This is a genomic window from Cupriavidus sp. GW823-FHT07B10 (genome assembly GCF_058794355.1).
The window spans coordinates 268,632-293,796 of sequence record NZ_JBXAGS010000003.1 but is presented as its reverse complement, the minus strand read 5'-3'; the positions used below and the strand labels follow the sequence as shown (position 1 = coordinate 293,796).

The 25,165-nt window shown below is 68.5% G+C and carries 21 protein-coding genes and 1 pseudogene; 9 read left to right on the top strand and 13 right to left on the bottom strand.

The annotated features are described in order from the left end of the window. Positions 1-27 precede the first annotated feature (27 nt). The 3 genes from AC1Q6V_RS09115 to AC1Q6V_RS09105 are packed head-to-tail and all read left to right on the top strand — an operon-like array spanning position 28 to position 2,323. Entirely contained in the window at positions 28-321 is a 294-nt protein-coding gene (locus AC1Q6V_RS09115; protein WP_454750640.1) for a DUF3649 domain-containing protein, read from the top strand. After that, entirely contained in the window at positions 321-1,964 is a 1,644-nt protein-coding gene (locus AC1Q6V_RS09110) for a PepSY-associated TM helix domain-containing protein (RefSeq protein WP_454750641.1), read from the top strand. Before AC1Q6V_RS09115 ends, AC1Q6V_RS09110 begins: the two co-directional genes overlap by 1 nt. Continuing rightward, positions 1,961-2,323, top strand: a complete 363-nt coding sequence (locus AC1Q6V_RS09105) for a DUF3325 domain-containing protein (RefSeq protein ID WP_454750642.1) — start codon at positions 1,961-1,963, stop codon at positions 2,321-2,323. Before AC1Q6V_RS09110 ends, AC1Q6V_RS09105 begins: the two co-directional genes overlap by 4 nt. 13 nt (positions 2,324-2,336) lie before the next feature. Here AC1Q6V_RS09105 and AC1Q6V_RS09100 read toward each other — a convergent pair whose 3' ends face one another. The 3 genes and pseudogenes from AC1Q6V_RS09100 to AC1Q6V_RS09090 form a co-directional block, all read right to left on the bottom strand. After that, positions 2,337-2,762, bottom strand: a complete 426-nt coding sequence (locus AC1Q6V_RS09100; RefSeq protein WP_010814032.1) for a PRC-barrel domain-containing protein — start codon at positions 2,760-2,762, stop codon at positions 2,337-2,339. Positions 2,763-2,962: 200 nt separating this feature from the next. Continuing rightward, positions 2,963-4,065: pseudogene (locus tag AC1Q6V_RS09095) on the bottom strand (porin). Between the two features lie 423 nt (positions 4,066-4,488). Continuing rightward, positions 4,489-5,406 carry a LysR substrate-binding domain-containing protein gene (locus tag AC1Q6V_RS09090; protein WP_010814030.1) on the bottom strand — a complete coding sequence of 306 codons (918 nt, stop codon included), beginning with the start codon at positions 5,404-5,406 and terminating at the stop codon, positions 4,489-4,491. Positions 5,407-5,594: 188 nt separating this feature from the next. Between AC1Q6V_RS09090 and AC1Q6V_RS09085 the strand changes: the two genes are divergently transcribed. Next, a complete protein-coding gene (locus AC1Q6V_RS09085) occupies positions 5,595-6,617 on the top strand; it encodes a DUF1338 domain-containing protein (RefSeq protein WP_010814029.1) in 1,023 nt (340 codons plus the stop codon). Positions 6,618-6,709: 92 nt separating this feature from the next. Here AC1Q6V_RS09085 and fusA read toward each other — a convergent pair whose 3' ends face one another. Beyond that, the gene (gene fusA / locus AC1Q6V_RS09080) at positions 6,710-8,815 is read right to left on the bottom strand and encodes an elongation factor G (RefSeq protein WP_010814028.1); all 2,106 of its coding nucleotides are present in this window, start codon (positions 8,813-8,815) and stop codon (positions 6,710-6,712) included. 293 nt (positions 8,816-9,108) lie between these two features. Between fusA and AC1Q6V_RS09075 the strand changes: the two genes are divergently transcribed. After that, positions 9,109-9,738 (top strand): response regulator transcription factor, encoded by a 630-nt coding sequence (locus AC1Q6V_RS09075; RefSeq protein ID WP_010814027.1) that lies wholly within the window; start codon positions 9,109-9,111, stop codon positions 9,736-9,738. Between the two features lie 66 nt (positions 9,739-9,804). Here AC1Q6V_RS09075 and AC1Q6V_RS09070 read toward each other — a convergent pair whose 3' ends face one another. Continuing rightward, the gene (locus tag AC1Q6V_RS09070; RefSeq protein WP_010814026.1) at positions 9,805-10,569 is read right to left on the bottom strand and encodes a FadR/GntR family transcriptional regulator; all 765 of its coding nucleotides are present in this window, start codon (positions 10,567-10,569) and stop codon (positions 9,805-9,807) included. 154 nt (positions 10,570-10,723) lie between these two features. Between AC1Q6V_RS09070 and gudD the strand changes: the two genes are divergently transcribed. From gudD to AC1Q6V_RS09055, 3 genes are all read left to right on the top strand, one after another. Then, positions 10,724-12,079: a glucarate dehydratase gene (gudD, locus tag AC1Q6V_RS09065; protein ID WP_037025823.1), complete on the top strand. Its 1,356-nt coding sequence runs from the start codon at positions 10,724-10,726 to the stop codon at positions 12,077-12,079. Between the two features lie 82 nt (positions 12,080-12,161). Continuing rightward, the gene (locus AC1Q6V_RS09060) at positions 12,162-13,184 is read left to right on the top strand and encodes a Bug family tripartite tricarboxylate transporter substrate binding protein (protein ID WP_454751015.1); all 1,023 of its coding nucleotides are present in this window, start codon (positions 12,162-12,164) and stop codon (positions 13,182-13,184) included. Positions 13,185-13,285: 101 nt separating this feature from the next. Next, positions 13,286-14,284 (top strand): Bug family tripartite tricarboxylate transporter substrate binding protein, encoded by a 999-nt coding sequence (locus tag AC1Q6V_RS09055; RefSeq protein WP_011616365.1) that lies wholly within the window; start codon positions 13,286-13,288, stop codon positions 14,282-14,284. A gap of 166 nt (positions 14,285-14,450) precedes the next feature. On the opposite strand, the gene AC1Q6V_RS09050 is transcribed toward AC1Q6V_RS09055, so the two are convergent. Together AC1Q6V_RS09050 and kdgD are read right to left on the bottom strand one after the other, a co-directional pair. Beyond that, a complete protein-coding gene (locus tag AC1Q6V_RS09050; RefSeq protein WP_454751016.1) occupies positions 14,451-15,977 on the bottom strand; it encodes an aldehyde dehydrogenase (NADP(+)) in 1,527 nt (508 codons plus the stop codon). Positions 15,978-16,080: 103 nt separating this feature from the next. Then, entirely contained in the window at positions 16,081-16,995 is a 915-nt protein-coding gene (gene kdgD / locus AC1Q6V_RS09045) for a 5-dehydro-4-deoxyglucarate dehydratase (protein WP_454751017.1), read from the bottom strand. A gap of 410 nt (positions 16,996-17,405) precedes the next feature. Between kdgD and AC1Q6V_RS09040 the strand changes: the two genes are divergently transcribed. Next, on the top strand, positions 17,406-18,386 hold the full coding sequence (locus AC1Q6V_RS09040; RefSeq protein ID WP_011616368.1) for a DedA family protein/thiosulfate sulfurtransferase GlpE: 981 nt from the start codon (positions 17,406-17,408) through the stop codon (positions 18,384-18,386). Between the two features lie 25 nt (positions 18,387-18,411). Here AC1Q6V_RS09040 and AC1Q6V_RS09035 read toward each other — a convergent pair whose 3' ends face one another. From AC1Q6V_RS09035 to AC1Q6V_RS09010, 6 genes are all read right to left on the bottom strand, one after another. Then, the gene (locus AC1Q6V_RS09035; RefSeq protein WP_454751018.1) at positions 18,412-19,368 is read right to left on the bottom strand and encodes a DUF1177 domain-containing protein; all 957 of its coding nucleotides are present in this window, start codon (positions 19,366-19,368) and stop codon (positions 18,412-18,414) included. A gap of 58 nt (positions 19,369-19,426) precedes the next feature. Continuing rightward, entirely contained in the window at positions 19,427-20,587 is a 1,161-nt protein-coding gene (locus AC1Q6V_RS09030; protein ID WP_058697761.1) for a porin, read from the bottom strand. 134 nt (positions 20,588-20,721) lie between these two features. Beyond that, on the bottom strand, positions 20,722-21,477 hold the full coding sequence (gene pepE / locus AC1Q6V_RS09025; RefSeq protein ID WP_010813519.1) for a dipeptidase PepE: 756 nt from the start codon (positions 21,475-21,477) through the stop codon (positions 20,722-20,724). A gap of 46 nt (positions 21,478-21,523) precedes the next feature. After that, on the bottom strand, positions 21,524-22,717 hold the full coding sequence (locus tag AC1Q6V_RS09020) for an aminotransferase class V-fold PLP-dependent enzyme (RefSeq protein ID WP_010813520.1): 1,194 nt from the start codon (positions 22,715-22,717) through the stop codon (positions 21,524-21,526). Positions 22,718-22,784: 67 nt separating this feature from the next. Continuing rightward, positions 22,785-24,392 carry an OPT/YSL family transporter gene (locus AC1Q6V_RS09015; RefSeq protein WP_037025827.1) on the bottom strand — a complete coding sequence of 536 codons (1,608 nt, stop codon included), beginning with the start codon at positions 24,390-24,392 and terminating at the stop codon, positions 22,785-22,787. A gap of 63 nt (positions 24,393-24,455) precedes the next feature. Continuing rightward, positions 24,456-25,127, bottom strand: coding sequence for an IclR family transcriptional regulator (locus AC1Q6V_RS09010; RefSeq protein WP_454751019.1), 672 nt, complete (start codon positions 25,125-25,127; stop codon positions 24,456-24,458). Positions 25,128-25,165 lie beyond the last annotated feature (38 nt).

Here is a 25,165-nt window from a genome sequence, read left to right as displayed (position 1 = left end):
CTGCGGCGCAGTACTGCGCGTGCCGGCATGAGCCAGGCCCACGCTTCCGGCTGGCGCTATCGCGCCGGGGTGGCCTCGCGCGCGGTCGCGGCCATTGCTGGCGGCTACGCGCTGGCGGCGCTGGCCACCGCGGCCCTGTCCGTGTGGCTGCCGATGGCGCGGCCCGATGCCGTGACGACGGCCACGCTGCTGTCCTTCGCGGTTTATGCCGCGGCGGTGGTCTGGGTCTTCGCGGTGCGCAGCGCGTGGCGAGCCTGGGCCGGGCTGGCGCTGCCGGCCGCGCTGCTGTTGGCGTTGCTGGCCGTGGGACGGAGCGGCTGATGCGGGCAGGTTTCAGGCAGTCGATGGCATGGCTCCATACCTGGAGCGGCCTGCTGGTGTGCTGGGTGTTGCTGCTGATGTTCTGCGGCGGCAGCGCCAGCTATTTCAAGGAAGAGATCTCGCTGTGGATGCGGCCCGAGCTGCATCGCACCGCGCCCGCCGCCGAGGTGCCGGCCACGCAGGTGGCGCAGAACGCGGTGCGCTACCTCAGCCGGCAGGCACCCGATGCCGCGCGCTGGTTCATCACGCTGCCCGACGATCGGCGCCAGGCCGCCACCGTGCGGTGGGTCTACAAGCCGGGCCAGGCGCCGCGCGATGCCGACGGCAAGCCGCGCCGGTTCGACAGCCGCTTGCTCGACCCGGCCACCGGCGCGCCGCTGCAGGCCGCGCGCGAGACCCGCGGCGGCGAGTTCCTGTACCGGCTGCATTTCGACCTGCACTACATGCCGGCCAGGTGGGCGCGCTGGATCGCCGGCTTCTGCGCCATGTTCATGCTGGTTGCCATCGTCAGCGGCGTCATCACGCACCGGCGCATCTTTGCCGACTTCTTCACGTTCCGGCGCGGCAAGGGCCAGCGATCCTGGCTCGATGCGCACAATGCGCTGGCGGTGCTGGCGCTGCCATTCCACCTGATGATCACCTACACGGGGCTGGTCACGCTGCTGTTCATGTATATGCCCTGGGGCATCGAGGCCGCCTATCGCGGCGGCGAGCGCGCTTTCCAGGCCGAGGCGATGCTGCGTCCGCGGCCAGCCAGCGCAGCGGGCACGCCCGCCGCGCTGGCAAGCGTGGCAGACATGGTGGCGCAGGCGGAGCGCCGCTGGCAGGGGGCCGCGCCGCGGCGCATCACCGTGAACCTGCCGGGCGATGCCAATGCCACCGTGGCGCTGACCCGTGCCGAGCCGACCACGCTGGCACACGATGCGTCCACGCTTGAATTCTCCGGCACCAGCGGCGCCATGCTGCGCGCGTACGCGGAAGACAAGTCAGCGGCAGAGCTGACGCGCAGCGTCATGACCGGCCTGCATATCGCCGGCTTTGCTTCACCAGGCCTGCGCGCGCTGTTCTTCCTGTGCGGCCTTGCCGGATCCGCCATGGTGGCTACCGGGGCGATCCTGTGGGCGGTACGCACGCGCCAGCAGCAGGCCAAGGCGCTGGCTGCAGGTGCTCGGCCCGGCGTTGGCCTGCGCCTGGTCGAGGCGCTGAACATCGGCGCCATCGCCGGCCTGCCGATTGCCTTTGCCAGCTACTTCTGGGCCAACCGCCTGTTGCCGGTGGAACTGGCGCAGCGGCCTGAAGCGGAGATCCGCTGGTTCTTCATCGCCTGGGCCGCCTGCGCGCTGCTGGCGCTGCTGCGTCCCGCGCGTGGCATGTGGCGCGCGCAGTTGTGGGTGGGTGCGGCGCTGTTCGGGGGCGTCCCGGTGCTCAACGCCCTGACCACCGGATCGCACCTGGGCGTGACCTTGCTGCAGGGGCGCGGGCCGGCGGCGGTGGCTGGCTTCGACCTGGTGACGCTGACGCTCGGTATAGCGCTGGCAGCCGCGGCCTGGATGGTCGGACGCGGGCAGCCGGCACCGCGGCGCACGTCACGCCAGCCGCAGAAGGTGGCCGAAGTGGCTGCCGTCACACAGGAGCCCGCATGAGCATGAATATGCTGGCTGCCTTCGCACTGTCGCTGTCAGGATTCGCCGCACTGGCGCTGTCGCTTGACCGCCACCATGCCGATATCCATGGCCGCGGCAGCATGCCGTCGCGGCGCGCGGTGGCTGGGCTGCGCGCGGCGGGTGCCGGCGCGCTCGCGCTAACCTGGTCGCTCCACGTTGCTGCCGACGGCGGGCCGCTGGGAACGGTGTCGTGGCTTGGCACGCTGACCGCCAGCGCGTTTGCCGTGGCGCTGGGCCTGTCCTATGCGCCACGCGCGGTGCAGCGCGTGCTGCCGGGCGTGGCGGGTATCGGCCTGGCCGCGCTGGCCGCGCGCTGGCTGCTTGCAACCTGGATGTAGCCCCTGCGCAGCCTTACAGCGGCGGGGGCACCCAGTACGGATCGCGGCCGTAGTACTCGTGCAGCGACTTGCCCCACTGGGGATCGGCCATGCTCGGCCAGCTGTCCTTGTTGAAGCCCGGTGCGGATTTGAGCCGGTCTGCCGTCACCGCAATCCGGAAGCATTTCTCGTCGGTGTCCATGACCAGTGCATTCCATGGGATGGCGTGCAGCGTGTCGCCAATGCCGAGGAAGCCGCCGGTGGTCAGCACCGCGTAGGCGATGCGGCCGTGCGGCACATCCAGCATGATCTCGGAAATCTTGCCGACGTGTTCGCCATCGGATGAATAGGCCTTGGTGCCGTCAAGGCTCGATGCCGCCATCACTTCAGGGCCCGGGCCTTCGCCCACGCCTGAACCGATGATGGCCGCGCCTTCACTGGTGGGAGGTTGGTTCGGCATGCTGTGCTCCTTGTCGCAGGACGTTGGAATGCATGGCATGCGCAATGACCATGCCTGCGCCGTTTGTGGCGCCGTACGCATGGGGCTGAAGTTGCCGGCTGCCGCCGTGGTAATTCTTTCGCGCGGCATGGAAAAAAAGGCGCGTCAGCATGGCGCCGCGTGCCTTCCTGCAGCGGCACCCGGTGGTGCCGCCGCGATCCTCAGAAGTGATGCCGCATGCCGAGCATGACGCCCACGCGCGTGGTCCTGTCCACGCCCGCGGCGGGCGCGCCGGCCCAGTATTCGGTCTCGCGTCCGACCGCGCCGCCGCGCGCGTGCACGGCATCGGCTTCCAGGTATACGCTGGTGCGCTTGGACAACGCATAGTCGGCCACCACGGCGATGCTGTCGGCGTTGCCGCTGCCCAGCAGCGCCGGCACGTCCTGGAACTGCGTGGTCACGTTGCCGCCCTGCCAGTAGCGGTAGTAGGCGCCCGAGACGTGCAGCGCCGGCGTGAGCTGGTAGCCGAGGCCGGCAAAGGCAATATTGAAGCGAGCGTCGCCCGCCGATTCGCGCCGGCCCATGTGCCCGAGGTAGGCCGTGGCCTTGCCGAAAGCGTAGGAGCCGCCCACCGAGTAGTTGCGCACGGTGTTGCCGCCGTCGGCGCTCTTGCGCTGGTCATAGGCCGCGCCCAGCGCCAGTGCGCCCTGCTGGAACATCAGCCCGCCCCCCAGCGTGGTGCCGCGCGCCAGGCTGCCGGGCTGCTCGCCGGTGCCATGGTCCAACTGCAGCGTGAACGGTCCTGCGGTCTTCCTGTAGACCACGCTGTTGTTGATGCGGTAGTCCTGGAAGAAGATGTCGCCGCCGATATACAGCGGGTCGGACCAGAAATTGCCCCAGCCCTGGTCCAGCGGATTGAAGGCCCAGCCAATATTGTTCAGCGCGTTGTACTGGCGCCCGAAGGTCAGGCTGCCCCAGTCGCCGGAAAGTCCCGCATAGGCCTGGCGCCCGAACAGCGTGTTGTGCTGGAGCGGCCGTCGTCGCTGCCGATGCCGGCCTCGAGCCGGAAGATGGCGTGGTTGCCGCCGCCCAGGTCTTCATCGCCCTTCAGGCCGAAGCGGCTGCCGACCATGCCGCCGGAGACCAGTGCGGCCTGGCCGTTGTGGTGGCCATCCAGGTTGGAGGTGTAGCGCACGGCGGAGCTGGCGATGCCGTACAGGGTCACGCCTGGCTCGGCGTGGGCGTTGGTGCCGGCGAGGGCGGCAAGGGCGACGAAAGGCAAAAGCCCGGCCGCCAGCAGCCAGTGGCTGGCTGTCTGGTTCATGGATTTCCTCCGGAAGTCCGACCCGCCCCGGTGCTTGCAGCGCGCCGGCGCGGATCCGTCAGGCCGATGGCCTGCGGGTTCCAGTCCCGCGCGGGGGCGCGCGGGTCGTCATCGGGCGCAGCGCAACGGATGCGCAGGGCCCGGGCGAAGGTCGAAGTGGGCGGCGATGCCTGGTTGGCGGCGAATGCCGGCAGTGTTGCCGGGCAAGCCTTGGGCAGCGCCGGTTGCCGGCGCCACGGGAGCGGCCCGAAGGCCATTGAGCGGGTTCGCCGGCGCCCACTACGGCAGTCATGGCGGCCTGGGCCGATATGACTGGGGAGGCATGTTCCGGGTCGTCCCGGGTGCGGCGAACAGGCGCTAGTTTACCTGCATTGCGCAAATGCCCCCGGAAAGTGCGTCATCGGGCGCAGCGAGGCGGCGCGATCAGTTGCCGGCAGCGGTGGCCGGCGCATCGCGCGACAGGCCCAGGATCCAGTTGCGGAAGGCCGCCAGCGCTTCGGATTCGGGCCGGCCCTCCGGATAGGCGAAGTAGTAGCCCTGCTGTTCGTCCAGCATGCCCGCCAGCGGGATTACCAGCTGGCCGGTCTGCAGCTCGCGCTCGATCAGCAGGCGCGGCGCCAGGCCGATGCCAAGCCCGGCCGTAGCGGCGGCCGTCATCATCGTGAACAGTTCGTAGCGCGGCCCGCGCGAGGCGGCCAGGTCATAGGCCCAGCCCTGTGCCGCGTACCAGTCGCGCCAGGCGTTGGCGCGCGTGCTCAGGTGCAGGTGGCGGCAGCGCGCCAGGCTGGCGGCGTCGGTCACGGGATGCCCGGCCAGGAAGGCGGGGCTGCACACCGGCACCATGCCGCCTTCGCGGAAGATCACGCCGCCGCGCGTGCCGGGCCAGAACTGGTCGCCGAAATAAATCGCCGCGTCATAGGCGCATTCCTGGAACGAGAACGGCTGCGAGCGCGCCGCCAGGTTGACCGTCACATTGGGATGGCGCCGCGCAAAGTCCGGCAGGCGCGGGATCAGCCATTGAGTGGCAAAGGTGGGCACCACCGCCAGCTCCAGCGTGTAGCCCATGGCCCGGCCGGTGGTGATTTCCAGCGTGTCGCGCTGCAGGTGGTCCAGGTGCCGGCGAATGCGCGCGGCGTATTCGCGCCCGGTATCGGTCAGCTCCAGGCGCCGGCGCACGCGTGTGAACAGCGCCACGCCCAGGCGCTGCTCCAGCTGCGCCACCTGCCGCCCCACCGCGCTGTGCGTCAGCGCCAGCTCTGCCGCGGCGCGGGTAAAGCTGCCCAGCCGCGCCGAGGCCTCGAAGGCCTGCAGCGCGCCCAGGTTGGGGATGTCGTTTCTCATGGGACTGCGAGGGAAGGAAGGCTGACAGTATAAACAGCGGCGCCAGGCCGCACCGCTACCGCGGTCGTGCGCCGCACGCACAACGTTGTGCGCAATGCGCGCTTGTGCGCGCCATGGGGGTGCCCCTATCCTGCCCCGCGTATCGTCGCCAGCCCGGCTGCCATCCCAGTGCTCACCTGTTTGTGCCCATGACCTCCAATCTCTCCACGCTTCTCACCGCCAACGTCGGCGCCGCCCGCGCCGCGCAACTGCTCGCGCTGGTCACCTTGCCCGCGGATTTGCCGCAGGCCCCGCAGGGCCGTGCCAGCCGCGCGGAAATCGCCCAGGCCCTGAACATGGTGCTGTTCGGCGGCATCCTCGAGCGCGTGCCGAGCGGCCGCGCCTACACCGACGACGTTGCCGCCGCCGGCGGCAAGGTCACTTTCGACCACGGCGCGCTGCGCACGGTCAAGTGGCGCGACAACGGCGCGCTGCCCGAAGGCGAGGCCGCCTTCACCCGCATCCTGCGCCCGCTCGGCTACGTGCTCAACGGCACCTATCCGCTGGACCGCATCGGCATGACCGGTCGCTCATACGCGCATGCCGACGCGCCCGAGGGCATCGCCCAGTTCTTCCTCAGCGAATTCCATCCGGAACGCTTCAGCGACGCCTTCCGCGCCGCCGTCAGCCGCGTCACCGGCACCTCCGCCGACCCGCTCACGCCGCGCGCGCAGACCCTGCTGTGGCAACTGGAGCGCGACGGCGCGCTGGACCTGGCCGACGGCGCCGAGCTGGTCGGCCTGCTGGTGCCATGCTTCGAGCGCCAGCACGCCACCCCGAGCCTGGCCGACTATGAAACGCTGCTCAGTGAATCGGCCGAGATGGCCTGGGTCGCCACCGAAGGCAACGCCTTCAACCACGCCACCGACCGCGTCGACGACGTGTTCGCGCTCGCCGAGCAGCAGAAGCAGCTGGGCCGGCCGATGAAGGACAAGGTCGAAGTCTCGCGCAGCGGCCGCGTCAAGCAGACCGCGTTCCGCGCGGATACGGTGCGCCGCGCCTTCGTCGGCGCGCACGGCGAGACGGTGGAGCGGGACGTGCCGGGATCGTTCTACGAGTTCATCACGCGCGATCGCTTTGCTGATGAAGCGGCAGCGCCGCAGCGTTATGACCTGGGGTTTGATGCCGGGAATGCGCAGGGGATCTTCAAGATGACGGCGGCGGCCTGCTGATTGCGATGAAGGAGGAGGGCGCGGGCGCGTGGATGCGCCGGCCCTTTCCCTCGGCCCCTCTCCCGCACGCGGGGGAGGGGAGCAAACCATTATTACCCCCGCTTCGTCGATATCACCGCCTCAGCCACATTGGCCGGCGCCTCGGCATAGTGCTTGAACTCCATCGTGTACGTCGCGCGCCCCTGCGTCAGCGAGCGCAGCGTGGTGGAGTAGCCGAACATGGTTGCCAGCGGCACCTCGGCGCGCACGATCTTGCCGCCGCCACCGGCGATGTCTTCCATGCCGTGCACCATGCCGCGTCGTGACGACAGATCGCCCATCACGTTGCCGGTGAATTCCTCAGGCGTTTCCACCTCGACGGCCATCATCGGCTCCAGCAGGACGGGCCTGGCCCGGCGCATGCCTTCCTTGAACGCCATCGAGCCGGCCATGCGGAATGCGTTCTCGTTCGAGTCGACGTCATGGTAGGAGCCGAACACCAGCGTGGCCTTGATGTCGACGATCGGGTAGCCGGCCAGCACGCCTGACTGCAGGGTCTCGCGGATGCCCTTGTCCACCGCGGGGATGAACTCGCGCGGCACCACGCCGCCCTTGATGGCATCGACGAACTCATAGCCGCCGCCGTGCGGCATCGGCTCGAGGTTGAGCACCACGTGGCCGTACTGGCCGCGTCCGCCCGATTGCTTGATGAACTTGCCTTCCACGTCCTTGACCGGCTGGCGGATGGTCTCGCGGTAGGCCACCTGGGGCTTGCCGACCGATGCCTCCACGCCGAACTCGCGCCGCATGCGGTCGACCAGGATTTCCAGGTGCAGCTCGCCCATGCCGGAGATGATGGTCTGGCCGGATTCCTCGTCCGTGGTCACGCGGAAGGACGGGTCTTCCTGCGCAAGGCGGTTCAGCGCAATGCCCATCTTTTCCTGGTCGGCCTTGGTCCTGGGTTCCACTGCCTGCGAGATCACCGGTTCCGGGAAGCTCATGCGCTCCAGGATGATGACCTTGTCGGGGTCGCACAGGGTGTCGCCGGTGGTCGCTTCTTTCAGGCCGACGGCCGCGGCGATGTCGCCGGCGCGCACTTCCTTGATCTCTTGGCGCACGTTGGCGTGCATCTGCAGGATGCGGCCCAGGCGCTCGCGCTTGGCCTTGACCGGGTTGTAGACGGTGTCGCCGGATTTGACCACGCCGGAATAGACGCGGAAGAAGATCAGCTGGCCGACAAAGGGGTCGGTCATGATCTTGAACGCCAGCGCGGCAAACGGCTCGTCGTCGTTGGGATGGCGTTCGGCTTCGCGGTCGTCTTCGGTGTGGCCCAGGATGGCCGGCACGTCGGCGGGCGAGGGCAGGTAGTCGATGACCGCGTCCAGCATGCTCTGCACGCCCTTGTTCTTGAAGGCGCTGCCGCACAGCATCGGCACGATCTCGTTGGCGATGGTGCGCTTGCGCAGGCCGCGCTTGATCTGCTCCTCGGTCAGCGGCTCGCCCGACAGGTACTGGTTGAGCAGCGTCTCGTCGGCCTCGGCGGCGGCTTCGACCATCTTGTCGCGCCATTCCTGTGCGGTCGCCAGCAGGTCCGCCGGGATGTCCTGGTAGGCAAAGCGCACGCCCTGGCTGGCATCGTCCCAGACGATGGCCTTCATCTTGACCAGGTCGACCACGCCCTGGAAATGGTCCTCGGCGCCCAGCGGGATCTGGATCGGCACGGCGCGGCCCTTGAGGCGGTCGGCGATCTGCGTCTGCACGCGGAAGAAGTCGGCGCCGACGCGGTCCATCTTGTTGACGAAGGCAATGCGCGGCACCGCGTACTTGTTGGCCTGGCGCCAGACCGTCTCGGACTGTGGCTGCACGCCGCCGACGGCGTCGTAGACCATGCAGGCGCCGTCAAGCACGCGCATGGAGCGCTCGACTTCGATGGTGAAGTCGACGTGTCCCGGCGTATCGATGATGTTGATGCGGTGTTCGGGGTAGTTGCCGGCCATGCCTTTCCAGAAGGCAGTGGTGGCGGCCGACGTGATGGTGATGCCGCGCTCCTGCTCCTGCTCCATCCAGTCCATGGTGGCCGCGCCATCGTGCACTTCGCCCAGCTTGTGGTTGACGCCCGTGTAGAACAGGATCCGTTCGGTCGTCGTGGTCTTGCCGGCGTCGATATGCGCGCTGATGCCGATGTTGCGGTAGCGCTCGATGGGGGTCTTGCGAGGCACAGTGTTCTCCATGGATGAAACACGCTTGAATAGAGTAGCACCACTGGCTGTTTGCCGTTGTCCCTGCCGTGCGCAGGGGCAACACCGCCACGGCCCCGTGCTCCGGCATGAGCGCGTGTCTGAGGCGGGCCTAGGATTCGGCCTCATGCGAAACCGATTTCTCCCATCCTGCCAGCGTCCGCGGCTCCCTATACTGGCGCAGCATCGCGCCCCGCGTGTTAATCGCCCTGCCATCCCATGCCCGGGCAGAATGCGCGCCGTCGCCGATGCGTTCCCGGACTACGAAGCCACGCATGACAACCATCCTGATCGTTGACGACCATCCGGCGATGCGGCTGGTGCTCAGGCACCATCTGCTGCAGCTGCTTGGCGTAGACGAGGTGATCGAAGCAGACAACGGACAGTGCGCCATCGAGCTGGTGCGCGCGCGCACGCCGGACCTCGTGCTGCTCGACCTGGACATCCCGCGCTCCAGCGGGCTGGATGTGGCGCCGCGCCTGCGCGCGATCCATCCGCAGGTGCGCATTCTGGTGGTGACGGCGCTGGACCCGGCGGTGTTCATCAGCCGGTCATGGCAGGCCGGTGCGCAGGGCTTCGTCAGCAAGACCCAGGACATCAAGGAAATCCTGCGTGCGGTCGAGGCGGTGCTGGCGGGCTATACCGTGTTCCCGGTGCTCAGCCGCGGCGGCGCGCCGCGCCAGGCCATGTCGGCGGATGAGGAGATCCTGCGGCGCCTTTCCGACAAGGAACTGGTGGTGCTGCAGATGCTGGCGCGCGGCATGTCCTACAAGGCCATCAGCGCCAGCCTCTTTATCAGCAACAAGACCGTGAGCAGCTACAAGGCACGCATCATGGGTAAGCTGCAGGTCTCGTCCCTGGTGGAGCTGGTGGACTTTGCGCGGCGTTGCCGGCTGACCCCCTGATCTCGGTCCATATCATTAGACATCGTATGACTTGGCGGCCGCACCCACCCAGTGCGCGCGCGTCGCTCAGCCTTGGGCGCCGGCCGGCGCCGAGGCCTTGCGCAGCCGTTCGCGGCTGTTGGTCAGGTGCATGCGCATGGCGGCCTTGGCCCCGTCCGGGTCGCGGCGCTCGATCGCGTCGTAGATGTTCTCGTGCTCGATGCTGACGCGGTCCAGGTACTGCTCGCGCTCGGGCGTGCTGACCTGCAGGCGGCTGCGCGGGATCACCATGGTGCCCAGGTGGCCCATGATGTCGGTGAAATAGCGGTTGCCGGTGGCGCGTGCAATCGCCAGGTGGAAGGCAAAATCGCTCTCCACGGCGTCGTTGCCGGCGCCGGCACTGCGCTTGAGCTCGTCCAGCGCCTGGCGCATCGCGGCCAGCTGCGCGTCGGTGCGGCGCGACGCGGCCAGGCCCGCGGCCTCGGCCTCAAGGCTGACGCGGAATTCCAGCATCGCCATCACATCCATGGCCGTGCCCAGCGCGTCCGGCCCGATGCGGAAGGGCGAGGGCGCCTCGGCCGCGCGCGCCAGCACGAAGGTGCCGATGCCGTGGCGCGTCTCGACCAGGCCGCTGGCCTGCAGCCGCGACAGTGCCTCGCGCACCACGGTGCGGCTGACCCCCATCGACGCCATGATCTCCGACTCGGTCGGCAGCTTGTTGCCGGGCTTGAGCTGGCCCTGGCGGATTTCTTCGCCAAGGGCTTGCACCACTTCTTCGGCAAGCGTGCGGCCGCGGCGGCGCAGCGGCGCAGGAACGGGCGGAACGGACTGGGCGGAGGTGGAGTTCGGCATGGTGGATACGGGCGGGGTTTCCCGGACTTGACCGGTTCGAGATGGCCTCATTATACTGGGTTATCAGTCATACGATGACAGATAACATACGCGAAGTGATGGTCCGGTGAACGATACTGCGCCCGCCATCGGAAATGCCGGAGACAACCCTGAGATGACCCCAACCGCCGCCCCCATGGCGTCCGCCCACACCCCGGTCGTGACCGAACTGACCGTGGTGCCCGTGGCCGGGCATGACAGCATGCTGATGAACCTGTCCGGCGCCCATGGCCCGTACTTCACTCGCAATATCGTGATCGTGCGCGACAGCGCCGGCCACACCGGCGTGGGCGAGGTCCCGGGCGGCGAGGGCATCCGCCAGACGCTGGAAGACGCGCGGCCGCTGCTGGTGGGCCAGCCCATCGGCCAGTACCAGTCCATCCTGAACCGCGTGCGCGCGGCATTCGCCAGCCGCGATGCCGGCGGCCGCGGCCTGCAGACCTTTGACCTGCGCATCACCATCCATGCGGTGACGGCGCTCGAGGCGGCGCTGCTCGACCTGCTCGGCCAGCACCTCGAGGTGCCGGTGGCCGCACTGCTCGGCGAAGGCCAGCAGCGCGACGCCGTGGAGATGCTCGGCTACCTGTTCTATATCGGCGATCGCCAGCGCACCACGCTGGACTACCGCACCGAGCCCGATGCCGACAACGCGTGGTTCCGCCTGCGCAATGAAGGGGCGATGACGCCCGAGGCCGTGGTGCGCCTGGCCGAAGCCGCTTACGAGCGCTATGGATTCAACGACTTCAAGCTCAAGGGCGGCGTGCTGAGCGGCGACGAAGAGATGGAAGCGATCCTGGCGCTGGCCGAACGCTTCCCGAAGGCGCGCATAACGCTGGATCCCAACGGCGCCTGGTCGCTGGCAGAGGCCGTGCGCCTGTGCCGCGACAAGCGCGGCGTGCTGGCCTATGCCGAAGACCCGTGCGGCGCCGAAGACGGCTATTCCGGGCGCGAGATCATGGCCGAATTCCGCACTGCCACCGGCCTGCCCACCGCCACCAACATGATCGCCACCGACTGGCGCCAGATGGGGCACGCCGTGCGGCTGCAGTCGGTCGACATCCCGCTGGCCGACCCGCACTTCTGGACCATGCAGGGCTCGGTGCGCGTGGCGCAGATGTGCGCCGAATGGGGCCTGACCTGGGGCTCGCACTCGAACAGCCACTTCGATATTTCGCTGGCGATGTTCACCCACGTGGCCGCCGCCGCGCCGGGGCGCGTCACTGCCATCGACACGCACTGGATCTGGCAGGACGGCGAAAACCTGACCCGCAACCCGCTGCGGATCGAAGGCGGCCTGGTGCAGGTGCCCAAGACCCCGGGCCTGGGCGTGGAGCTCGACATGGATGCCCTGGCGCGCGCGCACGAGCTGTACCAGCGCAAGGGCCTGGGCGCACGCGACGATGCCGCGGCGATGCAATTCCTGATCCCCGGCTGGAAGTTCAACAACAAGGCGCCCTGCATGGTGCGCTGACGCAGTACCGGCAACGCCCAACCGGCCGCTGCCGTGATCGGCACGGCTGGCTGATCTGATAAAGACACTGCAGGAGACAACGATGTACACGTTCCAACGCCAGCGCGCCCTGCGCCTGCCTCACTGGCTGCGCGCCTTTGCGCTCGGCTCTGTCGTCACGGTGGCGGCCCTGACCGTGAGCGCCGCCGCATACGCCGCGCCACAGGAGTGGCCGCAACGCCCGGTATCGGTGGTGGTGCCGTTCCCGCCGGGCGGCTCCAGCGACGCCATCGCGCGCATGCTGACCGTGCCGCTCAATGAAAAGCTGGGCCAGCCCTTCGTCATCGACAACCGCCCCGGCGCGACCGGCGCCATCGGCGCCACCTTTGTCAAGCGCGCGCCGGCGGACGGCTACACCATGATGGTGGCGTCGATCGGCGTGTATGCTGTGAACCCGTTCCTGCAGAAGAACCTGACCTATGACCCGGCCAAGGACTTCGACCTGCTGACCGTGGCGGTGCGCGCGCCCAACGTGCTGGTGGCCAATCCGCAGTTCCCGGCCAATACGCTGCAGGAACTGGTGGCCTACATGAAGAAGAATCCGGGCAAGGTCAGCTTTGCCTCGTCCGGCGCGGGCTCGTCCGACCACCTGACTGCTGCGCTGTTCTGGCAGAAGAGCGCCACCGACGGCCTGCACGTGCCCTACAAGGGCGGCGGCCCGGCCATCTCCGACCTGCTTGCCGGCCAGGTCGACGTGTCGTTCCAGAACGTCAACGCCGTGCTGCAGCACATCCGCACCGGCAAGCTCAAGGCCATGGCGGTGACCTCCGACAAGCGCTCGCCGGTGCTGCCCAATGTGCCGACCATGGCCGAGGCCGGCGTTAAGGACGTCGAGGTGTACTCGTGGCAGGGCGTTGCTGCGCCGCGCGGCCTGCCGCCCGAGGTGAAGAGCCGCCTGCATGGCGCGCTGGTGTCGTCGCTGAACGACCCGAAGATGCGCCAGAAGCTGTCCGAGAGCGGCTTCGAGGTGGTGGCCAACACGCCCGAGCAGTTCAACCAGTTCGAGGCGCAGGAACTGCTGCGCTGGAAGACCGTGATCGAGAAGGGCAAGATCGCGCTGGACTGAAGCCATCGCACTGAACCCCAGACACTGCAGCACAGAACGCGCCGGGCATGCACGCATAGCGTGCCGCGCCGGCGCTCGCGTCATCGACAGGAGACAACAGCATGACCCAGGGACGCCGCACCTTCCTCAAGCAATCCTCCGCACTGGCCGCCGGCCTGGCAGCCGGTCCGCTCGCGGGCCTGTCCTCGGCGGCGCACGCCGGACCGGACTGGCCCACCCGCCCGATCCGCCTGGTGGTGCCGTACACCGCCGGTGGCTCGTCAGACATCATCGCGCGCCTGATCAGCAAGCAGCTGGGCGAGGCGCTGGGCCAGTCAGTGGTGGTGGACAACCGCCCCGGTGCCAACGGCAACGTCGGCGCGGCACTGGTCGCGCAGGCCACCGACAACCACACGCTGATGCTGTGCGATATCGGCGCGCTGGCGATCAGCCCGTCGGTCTATACCAAGCTGACCTTCAATATCGCCAAGGACCTCAAGCCGGTGTCGATGCTGGCCTACTCGCCGCACCTGCTGGTGGTGCATCCGTCGGTGCAGGCGGCCAGCGTGAAGGAACTGGTGGCGCTGTCGCAGCGCAGCCAGCTCAACTTCGCCGTGACCGCCATCGGCAGCGCGCCGCACCTGGCCGGCGTGGCGGTGGAGCAGGCCACCGGCGCCAAGTGGCAATACGTACCCTACAAGGGCGGCTCGCAGGCCATTGCCGATACCGTGGGCGGCAGCGCCCAGGTGCTGATGAACGGTATGCTGGCCACGCTGCCGCACGTGCAGTCGGGCAAGCTCAAGCTGATCGCCCAGTCCAAGCGCACGCGCATGCCGCTGCTGCAGAACGTGCCGACCATCGCCGAGCAGGGCGTGCCGAATTTTGAATCCGGGACGTGGCAGGGCGTGATGGCTCCGGCCAGCATGCCCGATGCGATGGTGGCGCGCCTCAGCGGCGAGCTGATCCGCATCATCCGCGCGCCGGATCTGCGCGCGCAGCTGGTGGCCCAGGGGGCGGAGGTGGTGACGATGACGCCCGGGGAGACCGGGAAGTTCTTTGTTGCCGAGCAGGCGCGATGGGCGGGGGTGGTGAAGCAGGCGGGGATCAAGCTGGAGGCTTGATCTGGGCTCGCGGGCCGTAGCTGGTTCTTCGCAGATTTGCGGGGTGTTTTTGTTGTTGCCAAGGGCGACAACCGACCGCATGGCAGCAAGCCAAAGCAGGGCTTCCCAAATCTAGCGAAGACCCCCCAATAAGAAAAAAGCCCCGCGCACTGCGGGGCCTGCGCGATCAACCCTTCACCGCTTCCGGCAACAACGCCTGCGGCAGGTTCTGATAACAAACCGGCCGCAAGAACCGGTCAATCGCTGTCGCTCCCACTGAAGTCGAACGCGCATCCGAAGTCGCCGGGAACGGCCCGCCATGCACCATCGCATAGGCAACCTCGACCCCAGTCGGGTAGCCATTGCACAGCACCCGCCCGGCCTTGCGTTCCAGCACCGGCAGCAGGCGCCGCGCGGCCGCGTGGTCGGCATCGTCGAGCTGCATCGTCGCCGTCAGCTGGCCTTCAAGCTGTCGCGCCACCGCCAGCATCTCTTCGAGATCGCGGCATACCACCAGCACCGTCGACGGCCCGAACACCTCGGCCTGCATCCGGTGATCCGCCATGAACTGCGCCGCGGTGGTCTCGAACATTACTGGCCGCGCCTGGTTGGCCCCGTTGCCGTCGACGCCATCGCCAATGCGTTGCAGGCCGTCGAGCGACGACAGCTGCGCCACGCCTTGCTCAAAGGCGGCATGGATGCCGGGCGTCAGCATGGTCGCCGCCGGCTTGCCTTGCAGCGCGCCGAGCGCCGCGGCGCGGAACTTGTCGAGCGCGGGGCCTTCAATGCCGATCACCAGCCCGGGGTTGGTACAGAACTGGCCGACGCCCATCACCAGCGAATCCACCAGCTGGCGGCCGATGTCCTCGCCGGGCGCATCGAGCGCCGCGGGCAGCAGGAACACCGGATTGATGCTGCTCATCTCCGCATACACCGGGATCGGCTGCGGGCGGCGCTGGGCGGCCTGCATCAGCGCCAGGCCGCCGGCGCGCGAGCCGGTGAAGCCCACCGCCTGGATTGCCGGATGCGTGACCAGTGCCGTGCCGATGGCATTGCCCGCCCCGACCAGCAGCGAGAACACGCCTTCGGGCAGGCCCGCGTCCTGCACGGCCTGCTGGATCACGCGCCCCACCAGTTCCGACGTGCCCAGGTGCGCCGGGTGCGCCTTGACCACGACCGGGCAGCCCGCGGCCAGCGCCGAGGCAGTGTCGCCGCCGGCCACGGAGAACGCCAGTGGGAAGTTGCTGGCGCCGAACACTGCTACCGGACCGATGGCGATGCGCTGCATGCGCAGGTCCGGGCGCGGCGGGTTGCGCTCGGGCAGTGCGGGGTCGAAGGTGGCCTGCTGCCAGCGGCCTTCGCGCAGCACGGTGGCGAACAGGCGCAGCTGGCCGGCGGTGCGGCCGCGCTCGCCCTGCAGGCGCGCGACCGGCAGCGCGCTTTCCAGGTGGGCGCGTTCGATCAGCGTGTCGCCGAGCGCCTCGATGCCGGTGGCGATGGCTTCGAGCAAGGCCGCGCGCTGCTCTGGCGTGGTGTTGCGGTAGGTGTCGAAAGCGGCTTCGGCCAGCGCACAGGCGCGCTCGACCTCGGCCTGGCCGCCGCCATGGAAGTCAGGGCCCAGGGCTTCGCCGGTGGCGGGATTGATGGCCTGCAGCAGGGCTTCGGTGCCGCGCACGGCTTGCGCGCCGATCAGCATGTCGCCGGTGATGTGCATGGAAGGATTCCTTGTCAGCGTTTGGAACGGGAACGCCGGCCGGAGGGCAAGTGCCCCGCGGCCGGCCTGTCGATATGCAATGCGAGGGCGGCTTGCTTGCCGCTTACTGCGGGCCGAGCTTGTTGATCAGCGCGCCCAGCATCTCCATCTCCTCGCCGGTCAGGTCGGTCAGCGGCGAGCGCACCGGGCCGCCGTCGTGGCCGACCAGTCGGGCGCCGGCCTTGACGATGCTCACGGCATAGCCGGCCTTGCGGTTGCGGATGGCCAGGTAGGGCAGGAAGAAGTTGTCGAGCAGGCGGCCCACGGTGTCGTGGTCATCCGCGGCGATGGCGCGGTAGAAGTCCATCGCGGTCTCGGGGATGAAGTTGAACACTGCCGACGAATACACCGGCACGCCCAGCGCCTTGTAGGCCGCGGCATAGACCTCGGCCGTGGGCAGGCCGCCGAGGTAGGAGAAGCGGTCGCCCAGCTTGCGGCGGATGCTGACCATGGCCTCGATGTCGCCCACGCCGTCCTTGAAGCCGACCAGGTTGGGGCAGCGCTCGGCCAGGCGCGCGAGTTGCGTCGCATCCAGCTTCGAGTTGGCGCGGTTGTAGACGATCACGCCGATATCCACCGACTTGCAGACCTGCTCCACGTGGGCGGCGATGCCGTCCTGGCTGGCTTCGGTCAGGTAGTGCGGCAGCAACAGCAAGCCGGCCGCGCCCAGGCGCTGGGCTTCCTGCGCGTAGGCGATGGCGGTGCGGGTCGGGCCGCCGGCGCCGGCCAGGATCGGCACCTTGCCGGCGCAGGTGCGCACGGCGGTGTCGACCACGGCCGAGTAGTCCTGCGGTGTCAGCGAGAAGAACTCGCCGGTGCCGCCCGCAGCGAACAGAGCGGTGGCGCCGTAGGGGGCCAGCCACTCCAGCCGCGCGGCGTAGGACTGCGGCGCGAAGTCGCCCTGGGCGTCGAAGTCGGTGATGGGGAAGGACAGCAGGCCTTCGGAGATGATTTGCTTGAGTTCGTTGGGTGCGAGCATTGCGGCAATCCTGAGCGGGCCAGTGGCCCCGGGTGGCAGTGGCGGCTGACTGCGGCGGTGCAGATCATCCGAGTTATCAGTCATCGTATGACAAGGCTCTGGCGAAGGCAATAGGGCTTGTGATCATTCGGGGTTAACCGGATGCGGCCGGCGTTTTCGCTGGAAAGCCCTGCCGGCGAGCAAAAAGGGACAGAAACATGCCGTCTGGGGCACTTCAAGCATGGAGGGCGGCCGTCCTACCGTGGGTGAGCTCCGGTGGGGCAGCCGTGTAATGTTGTAGGACAACGTAAGTCGGAGTGGTTTCTGCCAGCGCGCCTGCCACTCAGGAAATTTGAAACACCCATGCAAAGCTGCCGGTGCACGGGCCCCCGGCGACTGGCACACTGGCATCCTGGACTGACGGGGAGAACATGGTGGGAGAGTTACAGGCCTTGCTGGAAAACCACGGGCTGATGCTGGTGTTCCTGAACGTGCTGGTCGAGCAGGCCGGGCTGCCGGTGCCGGCCTACCCGATGCTGTTCGTCGCCGGCGCGCTGGGCATGCAGGAGACCGGGCCGTCGATCGGCGCGGTGCTGGCTGCGGTGATCTTTGCCTGCCTGATTGCCGATACCGGCTGGTACTTCGCCGGGCGCCGGCTGGGGCAGCCGATGCTGCGCACGATCTGCCGGGTATCGATTTCGCAGGACTCGTGCATCCGCCAGACCCAGTCGCTCTACCTGCGCGTGGGGCCGCGCTCGCTGGTGATCGCCAAGCTGCTGCCCGGTGCCGGGGCCTTGTCCACCGCGATGGCGGGCATGACCGGCACGCCGTTGCCGGTGTTCCTGTTCTATGACGCCATCGGCGCGCTGGTCTGGGCTGGCAGCGCCTTGCTGATCGGCGTGGTGTTCAGTGATTTTATCGATGCCATCCTGGAGGCGTTTAGCGCCTACGGGCATATGGCCGTGGTGGGGCTGTTGGTGGCGTTCGCGCTGTTCCTGGCGTGGCGCTGGTGGCGCCGCTTCCGGCTGCTGCGCCGCACGCGGCGCGTGCCGCGCATGACGGTGGATGAGCTGGAAGCGCGCCGGCTCGCCGGCAGCCTGCCGGTGGTGATCGACGTGCGCGCCCACGGGGACACGCCGATGGAGCGCATCCCCGGCTCGGTGGTGCTCGACATGCAGGGCGCGCTGGACAGCCTGGACGCGTTAGGCGTGCCGCACGCCGGGGCCGACATCGTGGTCTATTGCGCCTGCCCCAATGAACTGTCCGCCGCGCTGCTGGCCGAGCGCCTGCGCGTGGCCGGCTACCCGAAGACCTGGGCGCTGGCCGGCGGCTTCGACGAATGGAAGCGGCGCCACGGCGGCACCGCCCCGACCGAGGCGGCCAACCAGCCAGGGCCGGCCGAAGCCGCCTGAACCTGCCAGGCCGCCGGCGCTGCGCTCAGCGCTTGCCCGCGGTCTGGAATACCGACAGGTCCGGGTAGACCGCGCGGATCTTCTCCCATTCGGCGGCATTGAAGAACTGACACTTGCCGGCGCCGAAGCGCTTGGACACCTCCACGCAGAAGCGCACGGCTTCAGCGATGTCGATCTCATGGTTGGCCGAGGTCGCGCTGCCCGACACCACCGACCGCGCCGTCACCGCCACGCCGACCACCGGCGCCTGGGTGGCCACGTGCGGCTGCATGATGCTGTTGAAGTGGTACAGGCCGTTGTGGTACGGCGTGATGTCCTGCTGCGAGATCGGGAAGGTCACCGCCGGGCAGCCGGTGGTGGACTCCATGGTCGCCACCAGGTCCGGCGCCACGCGCAGGATGTAGCCCTGCATCGCCGTCGGCGAAATCGCAAAGCCGCGGTGCTTGATGATGCTGTTGCCCTTGGAGGCATCGATCGACAGGATCGCGTCCATCTCCGGCAGCACCTGGTAGTCGTTCATGGTGTCGGACGAGACCGGCATGCCCATGAACGGCACCGGGTCGTGCGGCTGCATCGAGACATTGGTCGACAGGTGCGTGGTCACGATCACGTCGCCCGCCAGGTGGTCGCCGCGCGCCTTCATCTGCGCCAGCTTGAGCGCCACCGCCAGGCAGCCGATCGGGCCGTCGGCGTCAGACACCAGCCCCACCAGTTCCGGGCGCGCGCCAATCGCGCCGTTGCGGCCGATCACGCCCAGCGTCGGCGCACTGCCGCCGCCACGCTTGCCCGTGGTGCCGGGGATCACGATGGTGATGAAGTCGGTGGTGTTGGCCGTGTTCTCGGGCGGGGCGTTGTGGATCGTGGTCACTTCCACGCTCACGCCGGCGCCGGCATAGGGCGCGAACAGTTCGCTGACGACCGCACCGTTGGCGTGCGGGCTGTCCAGGGCTTCATGAATGACCAGCGTCTGCTGCAGGGCCATGGCTTTCTCCAAAGGATGTGCCATGCCCGCTCGGCGCGGGCATGGCGTCTACGAAAAGTCAGAACTGGTGACGCAGGCCGGCCATGACCGTGGTCTGGTTGTCGCGCCCGTCCAGCGGCTTGCCGCTGCCGCCGGTCCAGTTGGTGGTGTTGTTGCCGAACAGGCCCGACCAGCCGCCGCGCACCCAGTCATAGGCCACCGCCAGGTAGGCATCGGTGCGCTTGCTGAAGGCATAGCCGGCCACGCCGTATGCCGTGGTGCGGTTGCCGCTGAAGTTGTCGGCGCGGGTGCGGTTGTGCATCATGCTGGCGGTCAGCGTGACGTTGCCCGTGACGGCGTAGTTGGCGCCCAGCGTGAAGAAGTCGTCGCGCCGGCTGCTGCCGAAGACCGAGTTGATGGCGGCGCGGTTGGTGGCCGTGGCGGCGGTCGACATGCTGGTGATGGTGGCCGTGTCGGTGCCGCCCTTCGATGAATCGAAGGCGGCGTCGCGGTCGCTGTAGATGTAGTTGGCAAACAGGTTGGCGCGTCCGACCGCGGCCTTCAGGCCGGCCATGTAGATGCGCGCGGCGCGGCTCTGGCTGTCGCGGGTCTGCTGGAAGTCGCCGATGGCGGTGATCGGGCCGGCGGCGTACTTCAGGCCCAGCGACATCGACGAGGTCGCCTTGCTGTTGCCCGGGGTTTCGCCCAGCGCGTATTCGGCGATGACGGACACCGGGCCGAAGTTGCCGGTATAGCTGACGGCATTGTCATAGCGCTGGCCGGTCAGGTAAACCATCCAGGAGTTCGACGGCGCCGCGCCCACGCCGAGCGGATCGACGTAGTACAGCATGGTGTTGGCCGTGGTGTACTGCCGGCCCAGTGCCAGATCGCCCCACTGGTTGCCGATCTTCACGTAGGCCTGGCGCCCGAACAGCTGGCCCTGCTGGTCCAGCCTGCCGGTGTCGGCCAGGAAGCCGTTTTCCAGCACGAAGCCGGCTTTCACGCCGCCGCCCAGGTCCTCGGTGCCCTTCAGGCCGAAGCGGCTGCCCGACAGGAAGCCTTCGCCGCCCTGCTGCAGCCCGATCTGGGCATCGCCCGCCGGGTTCGAATGGGTCTGGTAGGTCAGCGCGGTGTCGATCACGCCGTACAGCGTCACCCCGGACCGCGCCATCGCGGCGGCCGGCAGGCCCAGCAGCAACGGCAGTGCCAGGCGGGCGGCGTGGCGAATAGTGTGGCTCATGTTGTTTTCTCCTCCAAAAGGCAAAAGGGAGCCCGCGCGGGCGGCACTGCGCGGCCCGCGGGGCGGTTTTCTCTTTGTTGTGCCCGGGACCGGCCCGGGTCAGTGCGTCAGCGGCTCAGGGCAGTGCCGCCGGCTCAGGCAGCAAATCCCGGCCAGTCCTGCATCCCGGCCGGACCGGTGATCTGCGACAGCGGGAAGATCTCGCCCTCGCGAATCGTTTCGACCTTGCCTTCGGCCGGAAACCACAGCGCATGGCGCTCGCCCAGCACGGTGCCGCGGGTGCCGTCCGAGAACAGCGCCGAACCCTCCGGCAGCGCAAACACCTGCTCCGGCGCGTTGATGTGCAGGAACTCGGCCAGGCGCTCTTCGCGGCTTTCGCCGTTGTGGCCGGCGGGCTTGCCGCTGATGAAGTGCGGGTTGATCTGGAACGGCACCAGCCCCAGCGCGCGCAGCGACGGCGGCTGCACGATGGGCATGTCGTTGGTGGTGCGGATGGTCGGGCAGGCGACGTTGCTGCCGGCGCTCCAGCCCACGTATGGCGTGCCCGCGCGCACCCTGGCGCGGATTGCGTCGACGATGCCGGCGTCGTACATGCGCTTGAGCAGCGCAAAGGTGTTGCCGCCGCCCACCGCGATGGCCTCGGCCTGCTCCACGGCGCGCAGCGGATCGGCGCTGTGGTGGATCGATTCGAGCGCGTAGCCCAGCGTCTCGAACACCGGCTTGACCATGCCTTCATAGGTGTCGAAGCTGAAGGTCACGCCGGCGAACGGCACGAACAGCACCTTGCGCGGCTCGCGCCTGAGCAGCGTGTGGATCTGCTCGCCGGCGTGCTCGAGGTAGCCGAGGTTGTCCTTGCGCGAGCTGCTCATCAGGAGGATGCGTTGGGTCATGTCTTGGTTTCCGTCAGGAGAGAGTCTGGTGAAGTTCAATGCGCGATCAGGCGATCGCGGCGCGGATCAGCGCGGCGACGCGGTCGATCTCTTCATGAGTGTTGAAGTAGTGCAGCGAGACGCGCGCCATGGTGGACACGCCATAGCGCGCCAGGATGGCGTCGGCCATGAAGTTGCCGGCCTCGATGATGCATTGCTGCGTTTCCAGCGCGGCGACGATGCGCGCCGGGTCCACGCCGCGCACATTGAACGGCACGATGCCGATGCGGTTGGCCACGTCGGCCGGGCCGTACAGCTCGAAGCCGGGGGTCGACGAGAACTTCGCCACCGCGTACTCGGTCAGGTCGCGCACACGCGCTTCGATGGCGTCAATGCCGATGGCGGCGGCGTAATCGATGGCGGTGCCCATGCCGAGGATCGCCGGCACGATCGGGCAGCCAGCCTCGAAGCGCCTGGCGCCAGCGACAAGGGACAGCGCGCCCGTGGCACGGTCATAGGCGCCGTTCCACCAGCCCACCAGCGCGGGCTCGACCTGCTCGATCAGCGCGCGGCGCACATACAGGAAGCCCGAGCCCTCGGTCGCGCGCAGCGCCTTGCGGCCGCAGCCTGCCAGGAAATCGCAGTCCAGCTCGGCCACGTCCGAGCGCAGCATGCCCACGCTCTGTGCCGCATTGACCAGCGACAGCACGCCATGGCGGCGCGCCAGCGCGCAGATCTGCGCGGCCGGCTGCACCGCACCCGTCGAATTGGGCAGGTGCGAGAAGGTGAGCAGGCGCGTGCGCGAGGTCACGGCGGCCTCGAACGCCGCGGGCGACAGCAGTCCTTCGGCATTGGCCGCGACCATCTTCACGACGATGCCGTGCGATTGCTCCAGCCGGCGCCAGGGCAGCAGGTTGCTCAGCATCTCGGTGTCAGCCACCAGCACTTCGTCACCGGCCTTCCAGGCGATGCCGCGCGCGACGATCGAGATGCTCTCGGTGGCGTTCTTGGTGAAGGCGACTTCGTCGGCGGCGCAGTTGAGCAGTCCGGCCAGCTTGCCGCGCACCGCTTCCACGCGCGCATAGGTCTCTTTGCGGAAGGCCGGCAGGTAGATGCCGACGTGGCCGGTATCGAGCAGGTAGCTGCGCACGGTATCGAGCACCGCGTCGGGCGGCAACGAGGCCGCGGCGGTGTCGAGATAGATGGTGGAGGCCGTCAGCGGGGTGTCGGCGCGGATCGCCTGGATGGCTTGGATATCCATGGAACGTCTCGGGTAATGACAGGCGGGACGCGGCGACCGCGCCCCGAGGTAAGACTCAGTTGCGCACTTACTTGCGCAGCTTGGTGACGGAGCCGAAGAAGCTGAACAGGGCGTCGCCGGCAATCACGCCGCCGGCGAAGGCGCTCATCTCGGCCACGTGCTTGTCGCCGCGCAGGCGCTGCAGCACGAAGCGGATCGCGAGGCCTGCCAGCACGGCCCAGCCGGCCAGCGGCGAGGCAATCAGCATGCCGGTGGAGAGCAGGATGCCAAGCTGGCGCCTGGAGCCGCCGATCAGCTGCAGCAGCGCGCCGGGGATGGCCCAGATCACCAGGTTGCGGGCAATCTCCGCCGACGAGCCCGCCTTGATCGAGGCCGCGTAGACGCGGTCCACCGGCGGGATCATGTTCTGCGCGAAGAAGGTGCCGTGGAACACCAGCACTACCATCGCGGCCACGGCAAAGCCGATCATCGCGGCCAGGAACTGCTGCTTGCGCCCGGCCAGCTCGGCCTCCATGTCGCGGCCTTCGCCGCGCAGCAGGTAGCCGGTCTTGAGGTCGTAGCCCATGTCGGCAAAGGCCGGGCCGGTGGCGGCGGAGAAACCCACCAGCACCGCCAGCGCCGTCGGCGGGAAGCCGATCAGGATGCCGATGGTCAGCGTGATCAGCGCTACCGCGAAGGCCGGGAACCAGCCCGAATGCATCGCCGCGATGCCGACGATCAGCTCATGCACATAGGCGGCAAAGGCGGCATAGAGCACGAACACCACCAGCATGCCCAGCGACATGTCCGAGACATGGCCGGCCAGCACCGAGATCAGCAGCGCAATCGCCAGGTAGATCACGAAGCCGCCCGACAGGATGCGGCTGGCGCGCGAGGCCGGAACTTCGATGGTGCGCGCGTCAGCGGCCGGGGCATGGCGCGCGCGGCGGATCTCATTGGCGACCTGGAACAGCGCGACGATGCCCGCGCCGATCATCAGCCCGTGCGGGATATAGGCCTTGGCGATGTCAATGCCGGTCAGCGCCACCGAATAGCCGCGCACCAGCAGGCCAATGCCGAACATGGTCAGTGCCGCCAGGTTGCCCAGGAAGGCCGCGCCGAACGCGGACATCGGCACGCCCAGCCAGGCGCCGCCCACGCCCACGGCAATGCCCAGCCCCAGGAACGCGGCCTTGCGCCCGCCGCGGTCGCCGGCCCAGATGGCCTCGGCCGTGGCGATGCCGGCCGGCCAGGTGCCGGTGGCGGGAAAGATCCTGCTGCCGAACAGGAAGTACAGCATGGCGCCGTCAACGAACATGGCGATCACCGCGCCGATCAGCATCGGCGTGGCCAGTTCCGGCATGCCCATCGCGTATGGCACGCCGATCGGGATCATCAGCGAGTTGGCGGCGCCGAAGGTGGCCGACGAGATTGCCGTCTGCACCAGGTTCTGCCGCTCCAGCACGCGGAAGCGCCGCGTGATCTCGAGCGGGATGCGCGAGAACACGATCGCGATCAGCGCGCCGATGATCGAGGTGTTGGCCGAGATCCCCAGCGACACGATCAGCTGCATCCCGATCATGGCGCCGAACACCGACAGCCCCACGGAGACCAGCAGCAGCAAGGGCTCCATGAAGCGTGTCCGTGTTGCAGGCTGCGCCGCCATCGGCGCGTTCAGTTGTGTTGGCATGGTCATTTGTCCACTGCTCCCCGTAGTGTTGTCTGGTTTTGTCTGTTGTGTGTGATGCCTTGCGCGCGCTCAGCGCATGAAACCCGCCACCGGGCCGATGGTGTTGCGCGCGGTGCGCAGCGCCTCCAGCAAGCGCGGCACAGCCTCAGGCGTCAGGCGCTGCAGCGGGCCGGCGATGGCCAGCGATCCCACCACTGCCCGGGTGTCGCGGTGGCGCAGCGGCAGCGCCAGCCCGGCCACCGTGGCGGCGGATTCCTCGCAGGTGTAGGCCCAGCCGTCGGCGCGGATCTGCGCCAGCCATGCTTCCGGCTCGGGCGCGTCGCCCGTTACCTGGCGCCGGAACGCTTCCGGCTGGAATGCCAGGATGGCCTTGGCGTGCGCGCCCGCGTCCAGCGAGAAGCGCTGGCCCACTTCGATCGAAAAGCGCAGCTGGTGCTGGCTCTGGGCGATATCCGTGCACAAGCCCTCGCCACCGTCCAGCCACGACAGGAACACGGTCTCGCCGCATTCGCGCGCCAGCGCTTCCAGCGCCGGTTGCACCACCTCGGCCGGCGAAAACGTCTTGCGCATCACTTGTCCCAGCTCGAACCAGCGCAACCCCAGGCCGTAGCGGCCAAGCGCGTCCTGCACCACGGCGTGGTGCACGCCGCTGTAGCGCGCCAGTTCGCGCACGCCCCAGCTGGGCTGGCGGGCGGTGAAGTGGGTCAACAGCGCCAGGGCGCCGTCCAGGGTCTTGAGCATGGCGGGTGGTTGCGTCGACTGTTTGTGTCTCTATATAA

Bases quoted from the DNA above. Each gene is read 5' to 3' on its own strand.
- AC1Q6V_RS09115 (WP_454750640.1), top strand. From the start codon at position 28: ATGAGCCAGGCCCACGCTTCCGGCTGGCGCTATCGCGCCGGGGTGGCC.
- AC1Q6V_RS09110 (WP_454750641.1), top strand. From the start codon at position 321: ATGCGGGCAGGTTTCAGGCAGTCGATGGCATGGCTCCATACCTGGAGC.
- AC1Q6V_RS09105 (WP_454750642.1), top strand. From the start codon at position 1,961: ATGAGCATGAATATGCTGGCTGCCTTCGCACTGTCGCTGTCAGGATTC.
- AC1Q6V_RS09100 (WP_010814032.1), bottom strand. From the start codon at position 2,762: ATGCCGAACCAACCTCCCACCAGTGAAGGCGCGGCCATCATCGGTTCA.
- AC1Q6V_RS09090 (WP_010814030.1), bottom strand. From the start codon at position 5,406: ATGAGAAACGACATCCCCAACCTGGGCGCGCTGCAGGCCTTCGAGGCC.
- AC1Q6V_RS09085 (WP_010814029.1), top strand. From the start codon at position 5,595: ATGACCTCCAATCTCTCCACGCTTCTCACCGCCAACGTCGGCGCCGCC.
- AC1Q6V_RS09075 (WP_010814027.1), top strand. From the start codon at position 9,109: ATGACAACCATCCTGATCGTTGACGACCATCCGGCGATGCGGCTGGTG.
- AC1Q6V_RS09070 (WP_010814026.1), bottom strand. From the start codon at position 10,569: ATGCCGAACTCCACCTCCGCCCAGTCCGTTCCGCCCGTTCCTGCGCCG.
- gudD (WP_037025823.1), top strand. From the start codon at position 10,724: ATGACCCCAACCGCCGCCCCCATGGCGTCCGCCCACACCCCGGTCGTG.
- AC1Q6V_RS09060 (WP_454751015.1), top strand. From the start codon at position 12,162: ATGTACACGTTCCAACGCCAGCGCGCCCTGCGCCTGCCTCACTGGCTG.
- AC1Q6V_RS09055 (WP_011616365.1), top strand. From the start codon at position 13,286: ATGACCCAGGGACGCCGCACCTTCCTCAAGCAATCCTCCGCACTGGCC.
- AC1Q6V_RS09050 (WP_454751016.1), bottom strand. From the start codon at position 15,977: ATGCACATCACCGGCGACATGCTGATCGGCGCGCAAGCCGTGCGCGGC.
- kdgD (WP_454751017.1), bottom strand. From the start codon at position 16,995: ATGCTCGCACCCAACGAACTCAAGCAAATCATCTCCGAAGGCCTGCTG.
- AC1Q6V_RS09040 (WP_011616368.1), top strand. From the start codon at position 17,406: ATGGTGGGAGAGTTACAGGCCTTGCTGGAAAACCACGGGCTGATGCTG.
- AC1Q6V_RS09035 (WP_454751018.1), bottom strand. From the start codon at position 19,368: ATGGCCCTGCAGCAGACGCTGGTCATTCATGAAGCCCTGGACAGCCCG.
- AC1Q6V_RS09030 (WP_058697761.1), bottom strand. From the start codon at position 20,587: ATGAGCCACACTATTCGCCACGCCGCCCGCCTGGCACTGCCGTTGCTG.
- pepE (WP_010813519.1), bottom strand. From the start codon at position 21,477: ATGACCCAACGCATCCTCCTGATGAGCAGCTCGCGCAAGGACAACCTC.
- AC1Q6V_RS09020 (WP_010813520.1), bottom strand. From the start codon at position 22,717: ATGGATATCCAAGCCATCCAGGCGATCCGCGCCGACACCCCGCTGACG.
- AC1Q6V_RS09015 (WP_037025827.1), bottom strand. From the start codon at position 24,392: ATGACCATGCCAACACAACTGAACGCGCCGATGGCGGCGCAGCCTGCA.
- AC1Q6V_RS09010 (WP_454751019.1), bottom strand. From the start codon at position 25,127: ATGCTCAAGACCCTGGACGGCGCCCTGGCGCTGTTGACCCACTTCACC.